This window comes from Pseudomonas sp. GW821-FHT07F05, from assembly GCF_059418765.1.
This window is the reverse complement of sequence record NZ_JBWKQL010000003.1, coordinates 586356-608115: the sequence shown is the minus strand read 5'-3', so window position 1 is coordinate 608115 and position 21760 is coordinate 586356. Positions and strand designations below refer to the sequence as shown.

14 protein-coding genes are annotated in these 21760 nt (G+C 61.2%); 6 read left to right on the top strand and 8 right to left on the bottom strand.

The window, feature by feature from the left end; genetic code table 11:
* Window positions 1-3: 3 nt before the first annotated feature.
* A complete protein-coding gene (locus AC07RO_RS10510; protein WP_192174110.1) occupies window positions 4-1701 on the bottom strand; it encodes a glutamine--tRNA ligase/YqeY domain fusion protein in 1698 nt (565 codons plus the stop codon).
* 275 nt (window positions 1702-1976) lie between these two features.
* Here AC07RO_RS10510 and AC07RO_RS10505 point away from each other — a divergent pair, with 275 nt between their 5' ends.
* Together AC07RO_RS10505 and AC07RO_RS10500 are read left to right on the top strand one after the other, a co-directional pair.
* Window positions 1977-2480 carry a peptidylprolyl isomerase gene (locus tag AC07RO_RS10505; protein ID WP_495085962.1) on the top strand — a complete coding sequence of 168 codons (504 nt, stop codon included), beginning with the start codon at window positions 1977-1979 and terminating at the stop codon, window positions 2478-2480.
* Complete coding sequence (locus AC07RO_RS10500; protein WP_495085961.1) at window positions 2477-3202, top strand: UDP-2,3-diacylglucosamine diphosphatase; 726 nt, start codon at window positions 2477-2479, stop codon at window positions 3200-3202. Before AC07RO_RS10505 ends, AC07RO_RS10500 begins: the two co-directional genes overlap by 4 nt.
* Window positions 3203-3428: 226 nt before the next feature.
* Here AC07RO_RS10500 and AC07RO_RS10495 read toward each other — a convergent pair whose 3' ends face one another.
* From AC07RO_RS10495 to AC07RO_RS10470, 6 genes are all read right to left on the bottom strand, one after another.
* Window positions 3429-4961: a DHA2 family efflux MFS transporter permease subunit gene (locus AC07RO_RS10495; protein WP_133773439.1), complete on the bottom strand. Its 1533-nt coding sequence runs from the start codon at window positions 4959-4961 to the stop codon at window positions 3429-3431.
* Between the two features lie 69 nt (window positions 4962-5030).
* Entirely contained in the window at window positions 5031-6296 is a 1266-nt protein-coding gene (locus tag AC07RO_RS10490) for an HlyD family secretion protein (RefSeq protein WP_495085960.1), read from the bottom strand.
* A gap of 10 nt (window positions 6297-6306) precedes the next feature.
* Complete coding sequence (locus tag AC07RO_RS10485; RefSeq protein WP_495085959.1) at window positions 6307-7803, bottom strand: efflux transporter outer membrane subunit; 1497 nt, start codon at window positions 7801-7803, stop codon at window positions 6307-6309.
* Complete coding sequence (locus AC07RO_RS10480; RefSeq protein ID WP_192174116.1) at window positions 7800-8273, bottom strand: MarR family winged helix-turn-helix transcriptional regulator; 474 nt, start codon at window positions 8271-8273, stop codon at window positions 7800-7802. Before AC07RO_RS10480 ends, AC07RO_RS10485 begins: the two co-directional genes overlap by 4 nt.
* A 144-nt stretch (window positions 8274-8417) precedes the next feature.
* Window positions 8418-9026 (bottom strand): MiaE family protein, encoded by a 609-nt coding sequence (locus AC07RO_RS10475; protein WP_122537832.1) that lies wholly within the window; start codon window positions 9024-9026, stop codon window positions 8418-8420.
* A gap of 119 nt (window positions 9027-9145) precedes the next feature.
* Window positions 9146-9619: a DUF1289 domain-containing protein gene (locus AC07RO_RS10470; protein WP_065986417.1), complete on the bottom strand. Its 474-nt coding sequence runs from the start codon at window positions 9617-9619 to the stop codon at window positions 9146-9148.
* 426 nt (window positions 9620-10045) lie between these two features.
* On the opposite strand from AC07RO_RS10470, the gene acnB reads away from it, so the two are divergent.
* The gene (acnB, locus tag AC07RO_RS10465) at window positions 10046-12646 is read left to right on the top strand and encodes a bifunctional aconitate hydratase 2/2-methylisocitrate dehydratase (protein WP_346625405.1); all 2601 of its coding nucleotides are present in this window, start codon (window positions 10046-10048) and stop codon (window positions 12644-12646) included.
* Window positions 12647-13420: 774 nt separating this feature from the next.
* Window positions 13421-13924, top strand: coding sequence for a GNAT family N-acetyltransferase (locus tag AC07RO_RS10460; protein WP_495085958.1), 504 nt, complete (start codon window positions 13421-13423; stop codon window positions 13922-13924).
* 651 nt (window positions 13925-14575) lie between these two features.
* On the opposite strand, the gene AC07RO_RS10455 is transcribed toward AC07RO_RS10460, so the two are convergent.
* Window positions 14576-19432, bottom strand: a complete 4857-nt coding sequence (locus tag AC07RO_RS10455; protein WP_495085957.1) for an NAD-glutamate dehydrogenase — start codon at window positions 19430-19432, stop codon at window positions 14576-14578.
* A gap of 818 nt (window positions 19433-20250) precedes the next feature.
* Here AC07RO_RS10455 and AC07RO_RS10450 point away from each other — a divergent pair.
* Both AC07RO_RS10450 and AC07RO_RS10445 read left to right on the top strand, forming a co-directional pair.
* The gene (locus AC07RO_RS10450; RefSeq protein WP_495085956.1) at window positions 20251-20613 is read left to right on the top strand and encodes a hypothetical protein; all 363 of its coding nucleotides are present in this window, start codon (window positions 20251-20253) and stop codon (window positions 20611-20613) included.
* 187 nt (window positions 20614-20800) lie between these two features.
* Window positions 20801-21760, top strand: a complete 960-nt coding sequence (locus AC07RO_RS10445) for an AAA family ATPase (protein WP_037013687.1) — start codon at window positions 20801-20803, stop codon at window positions 21758-21760.

The window sequence follows — 21760 nt, the reverse complement described above, 5'->3', positions numbered from 1 at the left end:
ACCTTAGCTCCACGAATCGCGGAGCGTCACAGTCCGGTTAAAGACCGGATGACCGGGTTTCGAGTCCTTCAGATCCGCGCAGAAATAGCCTTCGCGTTCGAACTGGAAACGGTCTTCCGGCTGAGCGTCAGCCAACGACGGTTCAGCGCGACAACCGGTCAACACCTGCAGGGAGCCTGGGTTGATGTTGTCCAGGAAGGTCTTGCCCTCTTCTGCTTTCTCAGGGTTTGCCGACAGGAACAGACGGTCGTACAAGCGCACTTCGCATTCGATGCTTTCCGCTGCCGGCACCCAGTGCACAACGCCTTTGACCTTGCGGCCTTCAGGGTTCTTGCCCAGGGTTTCCGGGTCGTAGGAGCAACGCAGCTCGACGATGTTGCCGTCGGCGTCCTTGATCGCTTCGTCGGCGCGAATCACGTAGCTGCCACGCAGGCGCACTTCACCGTTCGGCTCCAGGCGCTTGTAGCCCTTCGGCGGCTCTTCCATGAAGTCGTCACGGTCGATGTAGATCTCGCGGGAAAACGGCAGCTTGCGCACGCCGAGCTCTTCCTTCTGCGGATGGCGCGGCAGTTCGAGGTGGTCGACCTGGCCTTCCGGGTAGTTGGTGATCACGACTTTCAACGGACGCAGCACGCACATGGCGCGCGGGGCGTTGTGGTCCAGGTCCTGACGGATGCTGAATTCCAGCATGCCGAAATCGACCACGCCGTCGGAACGGTTGGTGCCGATCATTTCGCAGAAATTGCGGATTGACGCCGGTGTATAACCGCGACGGCGGAAGCCCGACAGCGTCGACATGCGCGGATCGTCCCAGCCGTGCACGTGCTTTTCATCGACCAGTTGCTTGAGCTTGCGCTTGCTGGTGATGGTGTAGTTCAGGTTCAGGCGCGAGAACTCGTACTGGCGCGGCTTGCACGGCACCGGCAGGTTATCGAGGAACCACTCGTAGAGCGGGCGATGGCTCTCGAATTCCAGGGTGCAGATCGAGTGGGTGATGCCTTCGATGGCGTCCGATTGACCGTGGGTGAAATCGTAGATGGGGTAGATGCACCACTTATCACCGGTCTGGTGGTGATGGGCGTGACGAATACGGTAGAGGATCGGATCGCGCAGGTTCATGTTCGGCGAAGCCATGTCGATCTTGGCGCGCAGGACACGGGCGCCGTCTTCGAACTCGCCGGCCTTCATGCGGCTGAACAGGTCGAGGTTTTCTTCGACGCTACGATCGCGGAACGGGCTGTTCTTGCCCGGCTCGGTCAGGGTGCCGCGGTATTCGCGAGCCTGCTCGGGGGTCAGGTCATCGACGTAGGCCTTGCCCGTCTCGATCAGATGGACCGCCCAGGCGTACAGCTGGTCGAAGTACTGCGAGGCATAACGCACTTCGCCGGACCACTCGAAGCCCAGCCATTTGACGTCGGCTTCAATGGCGTCGATGTATTCCTGGTCTTCCTTCGCCGGGTTGGTGTCGTCGAAGCGCAGATGCGTGACGCCGCCGAATTCCTGAGCCAGACCAAAGTTGACGCAAATCGACTTGGCATGACCGATGTGCAGGTAGCCGTTGGGCTCCGGCGGGAAGCGGGTCACGATCTGGGTGTGCTTGCCCGAATCCAGGTCAGCCTGCACGATGGGGCGCAGGAAGTTGGTTGGAATGGCTGGGCCTGCCTTGGAATTCGCAGCGGCATCTTGAGTGGGCTTGCTCATAGGATCCTTGTACGGGTCGCGGCCAGGAAGGCCGGTTAAATCAAAGCGCCTATCATAGCCGAAGCTGTCAAGCCCCTGACAGCGCGCTGTGACAAAACTGCCGAGATGGGCGCCCGGTCAGCGGCGGAACCTGCTGCTCAATCGCAACTACCCGAGCAACGGCTACCCTCTGTAAACTGCGCGCCTGAAGTGAATCCGCAGGACTGGCCTCGCATTCCGATGGCCGACTGCTGCGATCACTGCCTCCCATTACGACTTCAAAGAGCGAGCTGACCATGTCGAAAGTAAAGCTGACCACCAACCACGGTGAAATCGTTCTGCAATTGAACGCAGAAAAGGCGCCGCTGACTGTCGCCAACTTCATCGAATACGTCAAAGCAGGCCACTACGAAAACACCGTGTTTCACCGCGTGATCGGCAATTTCATGATTCAGGGCGGCGGCTTCGAGCCTGGCATGAAAGAGAAGAAAGACAAGCGCCCGAGCATCCAGAACGAAGCCGACAACGGCCTGCCGAACAAGAAGTACTCAGTGGCCATGGCCCGCACCATGGAGCCCCATTCAGCCTCGGCGCAGTTCTTCATCAACGTCGCCGACAACAGCTTCCTCAATCACAGCGCCAAGACCGTGCAGGGTTGGGGTTACGCCGTGTTCGCTGACGTCGTCGAAGGCACTGATGTGGTCGACAAGATCAAGGGCGTCGCCACCACGTCCAAGGCCGGTCACCAGGACGTGCCAGCCGAAGAAGTGATCATCGAGAAAGCCGAGATCATTGAGTGATATTGCTGATCTCCGATCTGCACCTGGAAGAAGGACGCCCGGACATTACCCGGGCGTTTCTCGGTCTGCTGAATGGGCGCGCGCGCGAGGCTGAATCGCTGTACATCCTTGGGGATTTCTTCGAAGCCTGGATTGGCGATGACGCCATGTCGCCCTTTCAGCGCTCGATTTGCCAGGCGCTGCGTACGCTGAGCGACAGCGGCACGCGGGTGTTCCTGATGCATGGCAATCGCGACTTCATGATCGGTCAGGGGTTTTGCAAAGCGGCGGGCTGCACGCTGCTCAAGGACCCGAGCGTCGTGAATTTCAATGGCGAACCGGTGCTGCTGATGCACGGCGACAGCCTGTGTACGCGGGACGAAGCCTACATGCGTATGCGCCGTTACCTGCGCCATCCGCTGACGCTGTGGGTGCTGCGGCATCTGCCGTTGAGCACACGGCTCAAGCTGGCGCGCAAGCTACGCAGCGAAAGCCGTGCGCAGACGCGGATGAAGGCCAGCGACATTGTCGACGTCACGCCCGAAGAAGTACCGCGGGTGATGAACGAGTCCGGCGTGAAGACGCTGATCCATGGTCACACCCATCGCCCTGCGGTTCACGACGTTCCACTGGGTGAGACCATGGCGCAGCGCATCGTGCTGGGGGATTGGGATCGCGAGGGATGGTTGCTGCGGATCGATGAGTCGGGCTTTCACCTGGAGTCGTTTGCGTTTGAGGCCTGACCGTCAGGGCTGAGGACCGATGATTGTCGGACGGGGGACCTGTGGGAGCGAGCTTGCTCGCGAAGGGGCCGGTACATCCGCTGAATCTTCAGCGGCTGAAATACCGTCTTCGTGAGCAAGGTGGAGCGCCACCCCGGTCACTCCCACAAGTATTGTATTTGCAGCTCAAAACAGCAGCTGTCTGGACAATGGTGCTTATCCCGCACTCAGCCCACCTGCCCCAGCATCAATGCCCTCCCCCAGGCGCCGCCTTCGCGGTAAACGGCGGTTTGGCCAGCCAGATGATCAGGATCAGCGACAGGAACACCCAGCCCATCATGTAGAAGTAGTCCACCGTGGACATCATGTACGCCTGGCTGGTGACCATCGAATCGAGCTGTGCATACGCCTGATTGCTCGCCCCACCCAGGGTCTCCAGCGCATGTCGCGTCGTCGGCTCGTAGGCGTTCACGCTTTCGCTCAGATAGGCGTGGTGCTGATCGGCGCGGCGGATCCAGATCCACGTGGTCAAGGAGGCCGCGAAGCTGCCCCCCAGGTTCCGCAGGAAGGTCGCCAGCCCCGAGCCGTCGGCGATCTGCGACGGCGGCAGGTCGGAGAGCAGGATGCTCAAGGTCGGCATGAAGAACAACGCAATGCCCGCACCCATAAACAACTGCACCAGGGCGATGTGCTCGAAATCCACCTGACTGGTGAAACTTGCTCGCATGAAGCAACTCAGGCCAATCCCCAGAAACGCGAGGCCGGCGAGGAGGCGCAAGTCGAATTTATGCGCATAACGTCCCACGAAGGGCGACATCAATACTGGCAGCACCCCGAGTGGCGCCACCGCCAGCCCCGCATAGGTCGCCGTGTAACCCATCTGCGTTTGCAGCCACTGGGGCAGAATCAGGTTGATCCCGAAGAACCCCGCGTAGCCCGCTACCAGGCAGATCGTCCCGTAGCGAAAGTTGCGAAACGCAAACAGCCGCAGGTTGACCACCGGGTGATCATCCGTCATTTCCCAGATGACAAATGCCGCCAGGCCAATGGCTGAAATCACCGAGCCGATAATGATGAAGTTCGACTCGAACCAGTCCAGGTCATTGCCTTTGTCGAGCACGATCTGCAGCGCGCCCACGCCGATGATCAGCGTGATAAGCCCCACGTAATCCATGGGCTGGCGGCTGGTGCTGACCGGCCGGGTAGCCATCTGCTGACGCACGACGAACGCCGCGAACAGCCCGATCGGCACGTTGATGAAGAAGATCCACGGCCAGCTGTAACTGTCGGTGATCCAGCCGCCGAGAATCGGCCCGGCAATCGGCGCTACAACCGTCACCATCGCCAGCAATGCCAATGCCATCCCCCGTTTCGCAGGGGGATAAACGGCGATCAGCAGCGTTTGCGTCATCGGGTACAACGGCCCGGCAACCATGCCCTGCAACACTCGAAAGCCCACCAGCTCAGGCATCGAGGTGGAAATGCCGCAGAGAAACGAGGCGGTGACGAACAGCAGCGTGGCCCACAGAAACAGCTTCACCTCGCCGAAGCGCCGGCTCAGCCAGCCGGTCAGCGGCAGCGCGATGGCGTTACTGACCGCGAAGGAGGTGATGACCCACGTGCCCTGCTCCGAGCTCACGCCGAGGTTGCCGGAGATGGTCGGCAAGGCCACGTTGGCGATGGTCGTGTCGAGCACTTGCATGAAAGTCGCCAGCGACAGGCCGATGGTGGTCAGCAACAGGCTTGGCGGCGTAAAAGAAGCGGGAGCGTTGGTACTCATCGCGAATCCTTTGACACTCAAAGATCACCACGGCCTGTACACACAGGCCGTGGCAGATGGATTGGCGAATCAGCGCTGGGCCGTCTTGCCGCTGGTTGACGCGCTGTTCTCGTGGATCACGCGGGCGATCATCGTGTCGGCGTCGGCCAGTTGTTTGGCGTAGACATCGGTGGTGAACAGCGGCTGCTTCGGCGGTTGCTGCGCCAGCACCGGACCGCTCTGGTCGTGAAGGTTCACGTCCACGGTGGTCGACAGGCCGATGCGCAGCGGATGCTTGGCCAGCTCGTCGGCGTTGATGTGAATCCGCACCGGAATACGCTGGACGATCTTGATCCAGTTACCGGTGGCGTTCTGGGCGGGCAACAATGCAAACGCACTGCCGGTACCGGCGCCGACGCTGTCCACGGTGCCGCTGTATTTGACGTCGCCGCCATACAGGTCGGCTTCGATGTCCACCGGCTGGCCGATGCGCATCTGGCCGAGCTGGGTTTCCTTGAAGTTGGCGTCGATCCACAGCTGGTCGAGGGGGATCACCGCCATCAGCGCAGTGCCCGGCTGAACCCGCTGGCCCAGCTGCACGGTGCGCTTGGCGACGTAACCGGTGACCGGCGCGATCAGCGTGCTGCGCGCGTTGCTCAGGTAGGCCTGACGCAGTTGAGCGGCAGCGGCTTTGACGTCCGGGTGCGAGGACACCTGGGTGTCATCCACCAGCGCAGTGCTGGTCGCCAGCTGCTGCTGAATGTTGGTCAACGCATTCTGCGCGGTGGTCAGGTCATCCTTGGCGTGGGACAGCTCTTCCTGGGAAATCGCCCCGCCGGCCGCCAGACTGCGACGACGGTTGAAGTTGTCCTGGGCTCTCTGCACTTCGGCGCGCTGGGCCGCCAGTTGGGCTTTCATGCCGTCGACATTGCTGTACAGACCACGCACCTGACGCACGACTTTTGCCAGATTGGCTTCGGCACTTTGCAGCGCCACTTCGGCGTCATTCGGGTCGAACTGCACCAGCACCTGCCCCTCGCGGACCAGATCGCCGTCGTCGGCGCCGATGCTGACCACGGTGCCGGTGACTTGCGGGGTGATCTCCACGACGTTGCCGTTTACATAGGCATCGTCGGTGCTCTCGCTCCAGCGACCGTACATTTCGTACCAGGCCCAGACGCCAAGCACGCCAAGCACCACGACCAGCAGCAGGCCGAGCAACAGCAGCTTGCGCTTGCGCGGGTTCTTGGTCGGTTTGGTCTGCTCGGCGGCCTTGTCAGCGGCCTTGTCAGGCGCGGAGGCGTTGACGTCCTTTTCTTCGTTTGTAGCGTTGTTGTCGGTAGTGGCAGTGGCCATGACGATTACCTTAATGAGTCAGCGAAGCAGTTGACGGGACGACCGGGGCGGCGTTGTCGCCGGGCTTGCTGTCTTCGAAGCCTCCCCCGAGGGCCTGCATCAACTGGATCGAAAGATCGATTCGTTCCGCGTTGAGATCAGCCTGTTGGCGTTGAGATTGCAGCAGTTGTTGCTCGACGCTCAGCACGTCCAGGTAATTACCGATGCCGGATGAGTAGCGCTGAACGACGGTGTCGTAGGCTTTCTGAATCACGTCGGTCGCCTGCTGGCGCGCTTCGATCTGACGGCGGATGTCGCGCAACTGACCGATGCCATCGCTGACATCCCCCAGCGCCCGGACCAGCGTCTTGTTGTACTGCGCCACGGCGAGGTCATAGTCGGCGTCCCGCGCATCCAGATCGGCACGGCGACGGCCGCCGTCGAAGATCGGCAGCGACACCGTCGGCGCGACGTTGAAGAAGCGACTGGCCGAGCCGAACATCGCATCACCCAGCAGCGACTCCACCCCTGCCGACGCGCTCAGGTTGAGGTTCGGGTAGAAGTTGGTCTTGCTGACGTCGATGTTTTTGCTCGCCGCTTCAACCCGCCAGCGCGCGGCTACCAGATCCGGGCGACGGCCCAGTAATTCCGCAGGCACCACCGAAGGCAGGGCCACGACAGCAGGTTGCAGCACCGCAGGCCGGCTCAGTTGTTCGCCGCGGTCCGGGCCTTTGCCCATCAGCACGGCCAGCTGAATCTTGGCGCTGCGCAGGCTTTTTTCCGCGTCTGCCAACGACTCGCGGGAGTTGGCTTCCAGGCTCTGGGTCTGCTCGTACTGGTACTCGCTGTCGATGCCCGACTTGAAGCGCCGCGATCCCAGGTCAAGCAATTGACTCGTGCGCTTGAGGTCTTCGGCCGCCAGGTCACGGACGATGTAGGCCTGGCCCAGGTCGCTGTAAGCGCGGGCGACGTCGGCGGCGAGGGTCAATTGCGCTGCTTGCTGGTCGACTTCACTGGCACGGGCCTGGCCCAACGCCGCTTCCCAGGCAGCACGCTGGCCGCCCCACAGGTCAAAGTTGTAATTGAAGCCGGCGCTCAGGCTGCGCAAAGTGCTGTAGCGCCCGCCTGCCCCGGTCGGGTCCTGATCACGGGCCAGGCGCGAACGGCTGACGCTGGCGTCGGCATCCACGGTCGGCATGCGTTCGGCGTCGGCGGCATAGGCCTGCGCGGTCGCCTGATGGGTCCGGGCGGCAGCGATCTGCATGTCCGGACTGTCGCGCAGTGCTTCGGTGATCAGGCTATTGAGTTGTGGATCGCCCAGGCTGGTCCACCAGTCGCGCTTCGGCCAGGCGGCCGGCGACAGGGTGATGCCATTGAGGCTTTGAGCGGTCTGCAGACTGTTGGCATCGATGCCGACGGCTTCGGTTTTCAGGCCTTTGGAACTGGCGCAACCGGCCAGCACCACTGCCACGACTATCAGGCTCAGGGACGTGCGCAGGGTCGAGCCCCGCTGAAGGTGAGTGCTCATTGTTCGGCAATCCGGGCAATCGTAATGGGGTCGCCCGAGGCAACCAGAATTTTCGTCAGAATCTTTTCCAGGGCCAGCAGCTCGCTGTCTTCCAGCACGCCGACCATCTCGTTCATCGCGTGTGCGCCGATTTCCGGCAACAGGTCGGAGAGCGCCTTGCCTTCCTCGGTCAGCACCAGTTGCACCTGACGCCGATCGGATTCCGAGCGCGCGCGGGACAGCAGGTTTTTCTGCTCCAGACGGTCGAGCATCCGGGTCATCGAACCACTGTCGAGATTCAACATGCGGCAGATATCGGCCGGGGTCTCAGCGCAGAAACGCGCGATCATCACCAGCACTTTGAACTGCTGCGCAGTGACGCCGTGGGGCTCGAGATGCCGGTCGAGGATGCGGTTTTTCAATTGTTCAGTCCGGCCCAGCAACATGCCCAGCAGACTGTCGTGAAAATTTTCAGGAGTGAAATGCGCCATTGATAGCCACCCATTATCTGCTTAGGCAGTGAATGGAGCGGATCTTACTGCCTAGGCAGTAAACACACAATGAAACAATATTTAGGGTGCGCGAATTCGGACGAACGTAGTTCGCCTGCTGAATGGGTAGGTTTCTAGAGTGGCTTAGAGCGCCGGCACACCGCTGTGGAAGCGGAAATCTTCATCCGGGCTCAGGATCAGCTCGCGCTCGGCCAGGCGGATTTCTTCGATCTTGGCGTCGACGTCCGCTTCAGTGCCGTAGGTGTAGGCGAGTTTCAGGTAGTCCTGAAAATGCCGGGCCTCGGACTTGAGCAGGCTGGCGTAGAACTTCGACAGGTCTTCGTCCAGATGCGGCACCAGCGCGGCGAAACGTTCGCACGAGCGCGCTTCGACGATGGCGCCGACGACCAGCGCGTCGGTCAGGCGATACGGGTTGTGGGTACGAACGAGTTTGCGCAGCGACCCGGCATAGCGCGCCGAGCTGATGTTGGCCATCGGAATGCCGCGCTTCTTGATGATGCCGATCACTTGCTCGAAGTGACGCAGCTCTTCGCGCGCCAGCCGGGACATCTTGGCCAGCAGGTCGAACTTGTCGTTGTACTGGAACATGAACTGAAACGCCGCGCCGGCGGCCTTCTTTTCATTGTTGGCGTGATCGATCAGCAGGATATCCAGATTCTGCAAGGCGGCCTGAACCCAACTGTCGGGCGTGGGGCACAGCAGGAAGGCGTCGATTTCTGGATAGATCTGCATGGGTTCACGGATGGCTGGCTGGGCAAGGCGCAGCATTATACGGAGCCTGACGGGCAGAGCCAGCGTGCGCAGATGAAAAGCGCAGGATTTACCGCTCGAGCGCGAGAGTCACGCCACTGTCAGACCGCGCCCATCGCATCCTTGAGGAAGCCGGGCGCGATGTAACGCTCGTAGTGCGCTTCGGACAGCAGGAAGAATTCCCGATCAATGGCATCGCGCAGCTCAGGCAGCGACCAGTCGCGAAACTCCGGCAGTAGCACCATGCCGTAGGCGTCCAGCTGGTTGATCACCCTCGCGCCCCGGGCAATCAGCTGGTAGGCCCAGCAATATTCCGACTGATGGGGAACGAAGCGAATCTTGCGCTGCTCCAGTTGCGCCCGCAGCCTGGCCGGGTCGAACACCTCGACTTTCCCCGCCATCACTTGCACCAGCAGCTGTTCAAGGCGCAGCCAGACGGCGCGCTTTGCATCCTCGTCGTAGCCGTTCCAGTGGATCACTTCGTGGTGAAAGCGCTTGCATCCCCGGCACACGAGGTCGCCGTAGACGGTGGAGCACAGGCCCACGCAGGGCGTCTTGATGATTTGATTGGGCATGGCAAGGGAACACGACGGCGAACGAAACAAGCCGGCATGTTAGCCCTTTGTCTAACGAGGTACACCCTTCAACCTGTAGGGGCTAACTTACCTTCAGCGGTTTTTTACCGTAGAATCACCGGGCCTTTTAAGGCGCCAATGTCCGTTGGAAGCTGTTTTCAAAGCGTCACGAGCACAGTCAGGGCTTTTTACGATAAGCCGGCGAGCCACTTATCGTACAAAGCCCGCCCCGCAGTCCGGTTTGACGCGAGTCCCTCGCGTCCCCTCCCCGACCGATCATGCAGGCGTAAAACTTTGAAAACAGCTTCTGTTGGAGATCGTCAGCTTCCTGCCAAGAAACTTTAAAAAGTTCGAGAGCGCCGATGCGGACCTTCTCTGGATGAGCGTCCCGGACACCCATTTGGGACCACTGATGAGGGTAATACTGTGCTTGAAGCCTACCGTAAACACATCGAAGAGCGTGCCGCCCAGGGTATCGTGCCCCAGCCGCTTAACGCCGAACAAACTGCAGGCCTGGTCGAGCTGCTGAAAAACCCACCGGCTGGCGAAGAAGCTTTCCTGCTTGACCTGATCACCAATCGCGTTCCACCGGGCGTTGACGAAGCTGCCTACGTCAAAGCCGGTTTCCTTTCTGCCCTGGCCAAGGGCGAAGTTCATTCCCCTCTGCTGGACAAGAAGCGCGCCGTCGAACTGCTCGGCACCATGCAGGGCGGCTACAACATCGTGACCATGGTTGATCTGCTGGACGACGCCGAGCTGGCACCCGTCGCTGCAGAGCAACTGAAGCACACCCTGCTGATGTTCGATGCCTTCCACGACGTCGCTGAAAAAGCCAAGAACGGCAACGCACACGCCAAGGGCGTGCTGCAGTCCTGGGCTGACGGCGAGTGGTTCCAGAAGCGTCCGACCCTGGCCGAAAAGATCAGCCTGCGCGTCTTCAAGGTCACCGGCGAAACCAACACCGACGACCTGTCGCCTGCGCCTGACGCCTGGTCCCGCCCGGACATCCCGCTGCACGCCCTGGCCATGCTGAAAATGGCCCGCGACGGCATCGTCCCTGACGTGCAAGGCTCCATCGGTCCGATGAAGCAGATCGAAGATATGCGCAGCCAGGGTTTCCCTATCGCCTACGTCGGTGACGTGGTCGGTACCGGTTCCTCGCGTAAATCGGCCACCAACTCGGTGCTGTGGTTCTTCGGCGACGACATCCCGAACGTGCCGAACAAGCGCGCCGGCGGCTTCTGCTTCGGCAGCAAGATCGCACCGATCTTCTACAACACCATGGAAGATGCGGGCGCCCTGCCGATCGAGTTCGACGTATCGAACATCAACATGGGCGACGTCATCGACGTTTACCCGTATGCCGGCAAAGTCACCAAACATGGCACCGACGAAGTCCTGGCGACCTTCGAACTGAAGACGCCTGTGCTGCTTGACGAAGTCCGCGCTGGCGGCCGTATTCCGCTGATCATCGGCCGTGGCCTGACCGGCAAGGCCCGCACCGAACTGGGCCTGCCGCCTTCGACGCTGTTCAAGCTGCCTGACGTTCCCGCTGCCAGCACCAAGGGCTTCACCCTGGCGCAGAAGATGGTCGGCAAGGCCTGCGGCACCGACGGTATCCGTCCGGGCACTTACTGCGAGCCGAAGATGACCACCGTCGGTTCTCAGGACACCACCGGTCCCATGACCCGTGACGAACTGAAAGACCTGGCGTGCCTGGGCTTCTCCACCGATCTGGTGATGCAGTCGTTCTGCCACACCGCGGCGTATCCGAAGCCGATCGACGTCAAGACTCACCACACGCTGCCTGACTTCATCATGACCCGTGGCGGCGTTTCCCTGCGTCCGGGCGACGGCATCATCCACAGCTGGCTGAACCGCATGCTGCTGCCGGACACCGTCGGCACCGGTGGCGACTCCCACACCCGTTTCCCGATCGGTATCTCGTTCCCGGCCGGTTCCGGTCTGGTCGCGTTCGCCGCTGCCACTGGCGTCATGCCGCTGGACATGCCGGAGTCGATCCTGGTTCGTTTCAAGGGCAAGCTGCAACCGGGCGTCACCCTGCGCGACCTGGTTCATGCGATTCCGTACTACGCCATTCAGAAAGGCCTGCTGACGGTCGAGAAGAAGGGCAAGAAGAACGCGTTCTCCGGTCGCATTCTGGAGATCGAAGGTCTGGAAACCCTGACCGTCGAACAGGCTTTCGAACTGTCCGACGCTTCGGCCGAACGCTCTGCCGCCGGTTGCACCATCAAGCTGTCGAAAGAGTCGATCGCCGAGTACCTGAAGTCGAACATCACCCTGCTGCGCTGGATGATCGGCGAAGGCTACGGCGACCCGCGTACCCTGGAGCGTCGTGCTCAGGCGATGGAAGCCTGGGTGGCCAATCCAGAACTGCTGGAAGCCGACGCTGACGCGGAATACGCTGAAATCATCGAGATCGATCTGGCCGATGTGAAAGAGCCTGTGCTCTGCGCGCCGAACGACCCGGACGATGCCCGTCTGTTGTCGAGCGTCGCTGGCGAGAAGATCGACGAGGTGTTCATCGGGTCGTGCATGACCAACATTGGTCACTTCCGCGCCGCCGGCAAGTTGCTGGAGCAGGTGAAGGGTCAGTTGCCGACGCGTCTGTGGCTGTCGCCGCCGACGAAGATGGATGCTCATCAGTTGACCGAGGAAGGTTACTACGGCATCTACGGCAAGGCTGGCGCGCGCATGGAGATGCCGGGCTGTTCGCTGTGCATGGGTAACCAGGCGCGTGTTGAGCCGAATTCGACAGTGGTGTCGACGTCGACCCGTAACTTCCCGAACCGTTTGGGTGATGGGGCGAACGTGTATCTGGCGTCGGCTGAGTTGGCGTCTGTGGCGTCGATTCTGGGTCGTCTGCCGACGGTCGAGGAGTATATGGAGTACGCGGGCAAGATCGACAGCATGGCTGCCGATGTTTACCGTTACTTGAGCTTCGATCAGATCGCGGAATTCCGTGAGGCTGCAGCGAACGCTAATATCCCGGTTGTTCAGGCTTAATAGCTGAGACCGTGTTGAGAGAACCCCGCTTCGGCGGGGTTTTTTTTGTTTTGAAGATCAAGGGCGTCTGCCTGGGGGCAGACGTTTCGCCTTCGGCGAGTTACTTGGAAAAGTCGAAAGTCGCACCATCCCCAAGTAACCAAGGGTGCTGCTCCTGGTTAGGCCCTTCCTTCGTCAGGGTTCCTTCACTCCGGTCTCGCTCCGTGGGCCCGCGCCGAACGGACATCCATGTCCTGACGGCGCTCTCGCCGCATCCATGCGGCTCGGCCCATGGAGCGAGACCTGCGTTCAGCCTGCACCCAAGTCGCGTTTGGCGGTGACTGGGCTTTTTGCGTATGAAGATCAAAAGCGCGAAGCAGATCAAAAGCTTCCCGGCTGAAGCCGGTCCTACCGACACAGCGCATGCTTTTTGTAGGACCGGCTTCAGCCGGGAAGACGGTCCCACTGAGTGCACGCGCTGCTGCTGTTAGTGGGACCGGCTTCAGCCGAGAAGGCCATCCCACTGGATGCACGCGTTGCCGTTAGTGGGACTGGCTTTAGCCGGGAAGGCGCCTGCTCAGGCAGGCAAAGACTGATGAAACGACACCGTCCCCGTGGGAGCGAGCTTGCTCGCGAATGCTGTTGATCGTTCCCACGCTCTGCGTGGGCATGCATCCCGTGACGCTCCGCGTCACAACTCACGCTATCCATGCTTTTGGGCGCTGGCCACCGTAGCCACATCCGCAATTAGCCGCTTAGACTGTCCCCTCTTTCTGTTTTCAAAGGATGAATCCAGTGAATGTTGCTGTTGATCAGGTGGTGATCCATCGTTTTACCGAGGCCCATATCGAGGGTGTCACTGCGTTGTATAACGACCCCAGTGTGTGTCGTCAGGTGCTTCAGATGCCGTATCAGTCGGCCGATGTCTGGCGCAAACGGCTGGCGGGGGCGGATGACCGTTCGGTGAAGCTGGTCGCTTTGCACCAAGGTCAGGTGATCGGCAACATCGGTCTGGAACAATACGCGCGCATTCGCCAGCGTCATGTGGGCGCCATCGGCATGGGCGTGGCGGCGGGGTGGCAGGGCAAAGGGGTGGGGTCGCGGCTGATGGCCGCCGTGCTGGAAGTCGCGGACAACTGGATGAACCTGCACCGGGTTGAACTCACCGTGTTTGCCGATAACGAAGCCGCCCTGGCGCTCTACCGCAAATTCGGCTTCGAAACCGAGGGCCGCCTGCGCGACTACGCCATACGCGACGGCGTCCTCGTCGACGCCATCAGCATGGCGCGCTTTAAATAACCGCTCAGCCTGTGGAAGAGCGACGCAGAGCGTCACAGGCTGCATTCCCACGCAGAGCGTGGCACGATCAACAGCATTCGCGAGCAAGCTCGCTCCCACGGGAACGGTGTCGTGTCATCGACCTTTGCCTGCCTGAGCGAGCGCCTTCCCGGCTAAAGCCGGTCCTACAAAAAGCGACGCGTGCATTCAGTGGGACCGTCTTCCCGGCTGAAGCCGGTCCCACAAAAAGCACACCGCGTACACCCCGTAGGACCGGCTTCAGCCGGGAAGCTTTTGATCTGCTTCGCTTGTGATCTGCTTTTGATCTTGGTGCACAAAAAGCCCAAACACCGCCGATCGCGACTTGGGTGCAGGCTGAACGCAGGTCTCGCGCAGTGGGCCGAGCCGCATGGATGCGGCGAGAGCTGCCCCCGCCATGGATGGCGGATGGCAGCGGGCCCACGGAGCGGGACCGGAGTGAAGGAACCCTGACGAAGGAAGGGCCAAACCAGGAGCACAAGCCCTTGGTTACTGGGGCTTTATCAAGTAACTCGCCGAAGGCGAAACAGTCTGCCCCCAGGCAGACGCCCTTGACCTTGATCTCCCAAACGCAAAAACAAAAAAGCCCCGCGTCTCTCAACGCGGGGCTTCCAGTTACAGACGACTAAACCATCACACCACAGCCGTCTGCCCACTCATTGCCAGATCCAGCAACTCACGGTTAGCGACCGCATACATCGCATAATCGTTACCGCTCGCCGCACGCAACTCCACCAACATCGCGCGCCAGCGCTCGACCATCGGCAAATGCTGCTCCAGCCACAGACTCAAACGCTCCTCGACATCCGCAGGACCATTCGCCATCTGCAACACCGACACCGTAATCGCCCGCTGCTGCCAATCGATATCATCACGGAACGCCTCACGGGCCAGCGCCTGCCAGTTGTTCTCCACCGGCAACGCACTGATCTGCTGCAGATACCACGTCACATCCAGCGAACTGCCCACCGCGAAATACACCTTCGCCACATCCGCTGCATTCTGACCGGTCACATCAGACGCCTCGATGATCGGCAACAGCGTGTACAAATGACTCGTACCCGCCACCATCCGCGCCAGCAACTCCGGCACGCCCGCCGCCACGTACTCCTGATAACGCGTCTGCCAGACCTCACGGGTCGGCCCTTCCAGCAACTCGTCCAGCTTCAGACCCAGCGCCGCGATGTGCGGACCGAAGTGCGCCACATCACGGGCCGCGTCCAGCTCGTTGCGACGGCTGCGCAGGAACCAGCGCGTCGCGCGACGGCCCAGACGCATCAGCTCATCCATCAACGCCAGTTGAATCTCGGCCGGGACCTTGTAGTCCAGCGCCTCGATCTGACGGAACCAGTGCGGGAGGTGGAAGATGTCACGCACGATCACGTAAGCCCCAGCCACGTTGGCAGCGGTCATGCCGGTCGACTCTTTGAGCCGCTGCACGAACGTGATGCCCATATGGTTGACCAGGTCGTTGGCGATCTGCGTGCTGACGATTTCGCGCTTCAGACGGTGACGACGCATCGACTCGGAGAACTTCGCGCCCAGTGACGGCGGGAACGCCGTTTCCATGTCGCGGGCCAGGTAGTCGTCATCCGGAACGCGGGATTCCAGCAGCGCTTCCTTGAGGTCGATCTTGCTGTAGGAAATCAGCACCGACAGCTCGGCCCGGGTCAGGCCCTTCTTCTCGGCGATGCGCTCGGCCAGTTGATCTTCCGCCGGCAGGAACTCGATGGCACGGTCCAGCTTGCCGCGCGTTTCCAGGTCGCTCATCAGGCGTTTGTACTCGGCGATGCGCTCGTAGGCACGGCGCTCCGCCAGGGACAGGGCCTGGGTCTGCTTGTAATTGTTGCCGAGAACGAGGTTGCCCACTTCGTCGGTCATGCTTTCGAGCAGCAGATTGCGCTGCTTCTCGGTCATGTCGCCGGCCTGGACCACTTCGTTCAGCAGGATCTTGATGTTTACTTCGTGGTCGGAGCAGTCCACACCACCGGCGTTGTCGATGAAGTCGGTGTTGGTCGCGCCGCCCATCAGGCCGAATTCGACACGGCCCAGCTGGGTCATGCCGAGGTTGCCGCCCTCGCCCACCACTTTGCAGCGCAGCTGATTGCCGTTGACGCGCAGTGCATCGTTGGCCTTGTCGCCGACGTCCGCGTGGGATTCGGTGCTGGCCTTGACGTAGGTGCCGATGCCGCCGTTCCACAGCAGATCCACTGGCGCCTTGAGCAGCGCGTGCATCAGTTCGGTCGGGGTCAGCTTGTCAGCGGTGATGTCAAAGCGTGCTTTCATCTGCGGGGTGATCGCGATGCTTTTCGCGCTGCGCGGGAAGATACCGCCGCCTTCGGACATCAGGCTGGTGTCGTAATCGGTCCACGCCGAACGCGGCAGGTCGAACAGACGCTGACGCTCGACAAAACTGCTCGCCGGGTCCGGATTCGGATCGATGAAGATATGCAGGTGGTTGAAGGCCGCCACCAGCTGAAGCTTGTCGGACATCAACAGGCCGTTGCCGAACACGTCGCCGGCCATGTCGCCGACGCCGATCACGCTGATGCTGTCCTGCTGCACATTGATGCCGCGCTCGCGGAAGTGGCGCTGCACGCCGACCCACGCGCCCTTGGCGGTGATGCCCATTTTCTTGTGGTCGTAACCCGCCGAGCCGCCGGAAGCGAAGGCGTCGCCGAGCCAGAAGCCGTAGTCGATGGCGATGCCGTTGGCGATGTCGGAGAAGGTCGCGGTGCCTTTGTCGGCGGCGACGACCAGGTATGGGTCATCGTCGTCGTGGCGCACGACGTTGGCCGGCGGCACCAGCGCGCCTTCTTTCAGGTTGTCGGTGATGTCCAGCAGGCCGGAAATGAAGAGACGGTAGCAAGCGATGGCTTCGGCCTGAATCTCGTCGCGGGTCCCGGTGGTCGGCAGACGACGGGGCAGGAAGCCGCCCTTGGCACCGACCGGCACGATGACCGAGTTCTTCACTTGCTGGGCTTTGACCAGACCCAGCACTTCGGTGCGGAAATCTTCTTCACGGTCGGACCAGCGCAGGCCGCCACGGGCCACGTTGCCAAAGCGCAGGTGCACGCCTTCGACGCGCGGCGAGTAGACGAAGATTTCGAACTTCGGTACCGGCTTCGGCAGCTCTGGGATCAAGCGCGGGTTGAACTTGAAGCTGAAGTAGCTCTTGCTCTGGCCGTTGGCGTCGGTCTGATAGAAGTTGGTGCGCATGGTCGCCTTGATCAGGTCAAGGTAGCGACGCAGGATGCGGTCTTCGTTGAGCACTTGCACGCCGTCCAGCGCAGTCAGAATCGCCTGCTCCAGACGCTGCTGCATGTCGTCGAGGTCGCCGCCGCTGAGCTTGCGCGCCAGGTAGAAGCGGGTCTTGAACAGACGCGTCAGCTCGCGAGCGATGTCAGCGTGGTTGTTCAGCGTGCTGGCGATGTAACCCAGGTCGAAGCCCAGACGGATCTGCTTCAGGTAACGCGCGTAGGCCCGCAGCAGCGCCACGTCGCGCCACGGCAGACCGGCCGTCAGCACCAGACGGTTGAAGGCGTCGTTTTCGGCTTCGCCACGGACGATGTGGACGAAGGCGTCCTGCAGCGTGTCGTTGAGCTGTTGCAGATCCAGTTTCAGACCTTCGCCGTAGGTGAACGCGAAGTCGTGAATCCAGAATTCGCGGCCATTGGTGTGGCGCAGGCGGTACGGGAATTCACCGAGCACGCGCAGTCCAAGGTTTTCCAGAATCGGCAGCACGTCGGACAGCGCCAGCGGCGTGTCAGCGTGGTACAGCTTGCAGTGCAACTGCGCCTTGTCGCCCGACAGCGGCTGGTAAAAGCTCATCACCAGCGGATTGGCTTCGGACAGGCTCAGCACGTGCTGCATGTCGACCACGGCGGAATGCGCGGCGAAACGCTCGCGGTAGCCTGCCGGGAAACCTTTCGGGAAGTCGGCCAGGACATTGGTGCCCTGGGCTTCACCGAAGCTTTCGATGACCAGACTGGCGTAGTCGTCTTTCCACGAACGGCAGGCCTGGATGACTTCGTTTTCCAGCTGCTGCGGGTCGATGTCGAGGGTGACTTTCGGGTCCACACGCAGGATCAGCTGCACGCGCGCCAGTACCGACTCGGAGAAGAAGGTCCAGAACTCGCAATCGGTCGCCTTCAGACGATCCATCAGCACTTGCTGGATCTTCTGACGGACTTCGGTGGAATAGACGTCGCGCGGCACGTAGGCCAGGCAGTAGCAGAAACGGCCGTAGGGGTCTTTGCGCAGGAACACGCGGATCTTGTTGCGCTCCTGGATCTGCACGATCGACATGACGGTGGTGAACAGCTCGTCCACCGGGGTCTGGAACAGGTCATCGCGGGGCAGCACTTCAACCACCTGCGCCAGTTCCTTGCCCAGGTGGGCCTTGGCGTCGAAGCCGGAACGGCGCTCGACTTCGGCAACCTTGCGGCGGATGTACGGAATGGCGCGCACGCTTTCGCCATACACTGACGAGGTGTACAGGCCCATGAAGCGCGATTCCTTGATGACCTTGCCGTCGGCGTCGATCTGGCGGATCGACACGTAGTCCGGGTATGCCGGCCGATGCACGCGGCTCGGGTGCGCGGCTTTGGCGAAGGACAGCAGGGTCGGCTCCTGCAGGTACTTCACTGCATAGCCTTCGATGTGCAGGTCTTCGGCAGTGAGCCCTGTGCGCAGCAGTTTGGTCAGACCGAGGAAGGACGACGGGTCGTAATGAAGCTGACCGCCCTCGCCTTCGTCGTCGACGGTAAATTCTTCATAGCCGAGGAAGGTGAAGTGGTTGTTCACCAGCCACTCGAGGAACACCTTGACCTCGGATTTCTCCTCGGGGTCGATGTTGTATTCGGTGGCGTCGATGCCGAACAGCAGCTCGTGGAGCTTGGCTTTCATCGGCTCGAAGTCTTCAACGGCAACGCGGACTTCGCCCAGCACTTGCTCCAGTTCGCGGGCGAGCACGTTCAGCTCCGCGGCATTGGCGCAACGGTCGATCTCCAGGTACATCAGCGATTCTTGCAGGACGTCGTCGCCGGTGGTGCCTTTTGGCAGCAGTTCGAGCAACTGGCCTTTCGCGTCACGGCGGACGCTCAGCACGGTGGTCTGCAGCGTGTGGATGCTGTAACCGCGGCGGTTCAGTTCGGTACGCACCGAGTCGACCAGAAAGGGCAGGTCGTGGTGCAGGACTTCGACGGCGGTGTGGGTGGACTGCCAGCCGTGACGTTCGTAATCGGGGTTGTAGACGCGGACCTGGGGCGTGCCGTGCTCGAAGCGTTCGAGCAGGCGCCAGGCCGAGAGGGTGCAACCGGCCAGGTCAGAGAGTCTGCGCTGGGTGAGTTCGTCGAGGGAGATGATGCCGAAGAATTGCTCGGCGAACAGCGCCACTTGTGGCAGTGCCTGTTCGCTGATGTGCTGAGCCAGTGCCGCTCGCAGTTGGTGCTGGAAGTCGGACTTGCTGGCTGCGGTGAAGAACGCCATCTGTGGTACTCCGATTGGCTTGAGCTTTTATATAGGAGAGATGCGTGTGTCGGGTGGAGCTTGTGTGTTTGTCTCGTTTGCGTCTGGTCGATGATAGTCAGCATAACGTGACAGGGGGCGTCGCGTTTCGCGTTGCCTGTTTTTACTAACGCTTTTGGTGTGTGTGCCGTCACATTTGTTCGGCGTGGGTGCAGCTTAACGAGTGGCGCCCTGAATCTGCTTGCGATGCTGCGACATATTCGGACATCGGGTTGCAGGCCTGGACCTGCGGCGTGGCTTAGTGCGCCAGGATCAAGGGCGTCGGCCTGGCGGCCTCGGTTTCGCCTTCGGCGAGTTACTTTTAAAAAGCACTAAAAGTAACCAAAAGTGCCTGCTCTCGGTTTGGCCCTTCCTTCGTCAGGGTTCCTTCACTCCGGTCTCGCTCCGTGGGCCCGCGCCGAACGGACATCCATGTCCTGACGGCGCTCTCGCCGCATCCATGCGGCTCGACCCACTGCGCGAAACCTGCGTTCAGCCTGCACCCAAGTCGCGATTGGCGGTGACTGGACTTTTTGCGTACGAAGATCAAAAGCAAAGCTTCCCGGCTAACGCCGGTCCTACAGTCAGCGCCAATCCCACTGGATGTACGCAGTGCTTTTTAGTGGGACCGGCTTTAGCCGGGAAGAGGCCAGCTTGCTCGCTGTCAATAATGGAGCGAACACATCAGGTCAGGCTCCACTCAACCACTCGGCCCACCACCCTCCGCAATCTTCAGCAAATCTCCCACAAGACTGGCAAAATCCATCCCTGCCCTGAACCCATCCACGGGAGTTACCGCCATGCAAATGACCACCGACAGCTTCATCTATAACCCATGCGACGAGGAGGAGGATGATATGGCGCTGGCCTGCTGCCATGGCAGCAGCACCGGTGATCTGTTTCTGCTCGCGCGTTTCCCCGATGAGGATGAGGTCGATATCACGTTTCGTGACGACACTGTCCATGTCGAAGACAACATCACCGTCACCCTGAGCGCCACCCGGCTATTGGTCGAGATCGACGCCAACGATGCCGAACCCCTGGGCGGCGACACCACGTACGACATTAGCCACAACACACCTGCCAATGAGTTGGCCGACCTGGACGCCACGTTGCGGATCATCCTCAACGGTGTCGGGACGTACGTCAGCCAGATCAACTGAGACCCCGGCAGCACCGGGCGGCAATTGACGCAAATGTAAGACAGTTCTTGTTTTAGCCCAGTCCTTTGCTGAAAAGCCGAAAAAACCCGCCGGCCGATTAGTCGGCGCCCCTGCGATGGATTAAAGTAACGCCCCCAGCTTCGGCGCCACTTGGCGCTGCTGCCTCTCCTGCCAGGAACTGTCATCGATGGAACATCGTGAAGCGTTGATCGCGCTGCGGACCTTTCTCTCCACCCAGATTCTCGGGCAGGAGAAACTGGTTGAGCGCTTGCTGATCGCGCTGTTGGCCGACGGCCACATGCTGGTCGAAGGCGCGCCGGGTCTGGCGAAGACCAAAGCGATCAAAGAGCTGGCGGAAGGCATCGAAGCACAATTCCATCGCATTCAGTTCACCCCCGACCTGCTCCCGGCCGACATCACCGGCACCGAGATCTATCGTCCGGAAACCGGCAGTTTCGTGTTTCAGCAAGGCCCTATCTTCCACAATCTGGTGCTCGCCGACGAAATCAACCGCGCGCCGGCCAAGGTGCAATCTGCCTTGCTGGAAGCCATGGCGGAGCGTCAGGTCAGTGTCGGGCGCAGTACCTACGACCTGTCGCCGCTGTTTCTGGTGATGGCGACGCAGAACCCCATCGAGCAGGAAGGCACCTACCCGCTGCCCGAAGCGCAGCTCGATCGTTTTCTGATGCACGTCAAAATCGGCTTCCCGGACGCCACCGTCGAACGCAAGATTCTCCAGCAGGCCCGGGGCGAAGCGCTCAATGGCGAGACCAAGCCCGAGCGCCGGGTCAGCCAGCAGGCGATTTTCGCCGCGCGCAAGGAAATCCTCGGTCTGTACATGGCCGATGCCGTCGAGGAATACCTGGTGCAACTGGTGATGGCGACCCGCACGCCCGCCAAGTTCGATGCCGAGCTGGCCGAGTGGATCGGTTACGGCGCCAGCCCCCGGGGTTCGATTTCCCTAGACCGCTGCGCCCGGGCCCATGCGTGGCTGGCCGGGCGGGATTTCGTCAGCCCCGAAGACATCCAGGCGATGGTCTTCGATGTGCTGCGTCATCGCATCATCCTGTCGTTCGAAGCAGAAGCGGCGGGCATCGATCAAGACCGCGTGATCCAGCGCATTCTCGACGTCGTGGCCGTCGCCTGA

Excerpts from the sequence above, each read along its gene's own strand:
- AC07RO_RS10510 (WP_192174110.1), bottom strand. The coding sequence starts at position 1,701 with ATGAGCAAGCCCACTCAAGATGCCGCTGCGAATTCCAAGGCAGGCCCA.
- AC07RO_RS10505 (WP_495085962.1), top strand. The coding sequence starts at position 1,977 with ATGTCGAAAGTAAAGCTGACCACCAACCACGGTGAAATCGTTCTGCAA.
- AC07RO_RS10495 (WP_133773439.1), bottom strand. The coding sequence starts at position 4,961 with ATGAGTACCAACGCTCCCGCTTCTTTTACGCCGCCAAGCCTGTTGCTG.
- AC07RO_RS10490 (WP_495085960.1), bottom strand. The coding sequence starts at position 6,296 with ATGGCCACTGCCACTACCGACAACAACGCTACAAACGAAGAAAAGGAC.
- AC07RO_RS10485 (WP_495085959.1), bottom strand. The coding sequence starts at position 7,803 with ATGAGCACTCACCTTCAGCGGGGCTCGACCCTGCGCACGTCCCTGAGC.
- AC07RO_RS10480 (WP_192174116.1), bottom strand. The coding sequence starts at position 8,273 with ATGGCGCATTTCACTCCTGAAAATTTTCACGACAGTCTGCTGGGCATG.
- AC07RO_RS10475 (WP_122537832.1), bottom strand. The coding sequence starts at position 9,026 with ATGCAGATCTATCCAGAAATCGACGCCTTCCTGCTGTGCCCCACGCCC.
- AC07RO_RS10470 (WP_065986417.1), bottom strand. The coding sequence starts at position 9,619 with ATGCCCAATCAAATCATCAAGACGCCCTGCGTGGGCCTGTGCTCCACC.
- AC07RO_RS10455 (WP_495085957.1), bottom strand. The coding sequence starts at position 19,432 with ATGGCGTTCTTCACCGCAGCCAGCAAGTCCGACTTCCAGCACCAACTG.
- AC07RO_RS10450 (WP_495085956.1), top strand. The coding sequence starts at position 20,251 with ATGCAAATGACCACCGACAGCTTCATCTATAACCCATGCGACGAGGAG.
- AC07RO_RS10445 (WP_037013687.1), top strand. The coding sequence starts at position 20,801 with ATGGAACATCGTGAAGCGTTGATCGCGCTGCGGACCTTTCTCTCCACC.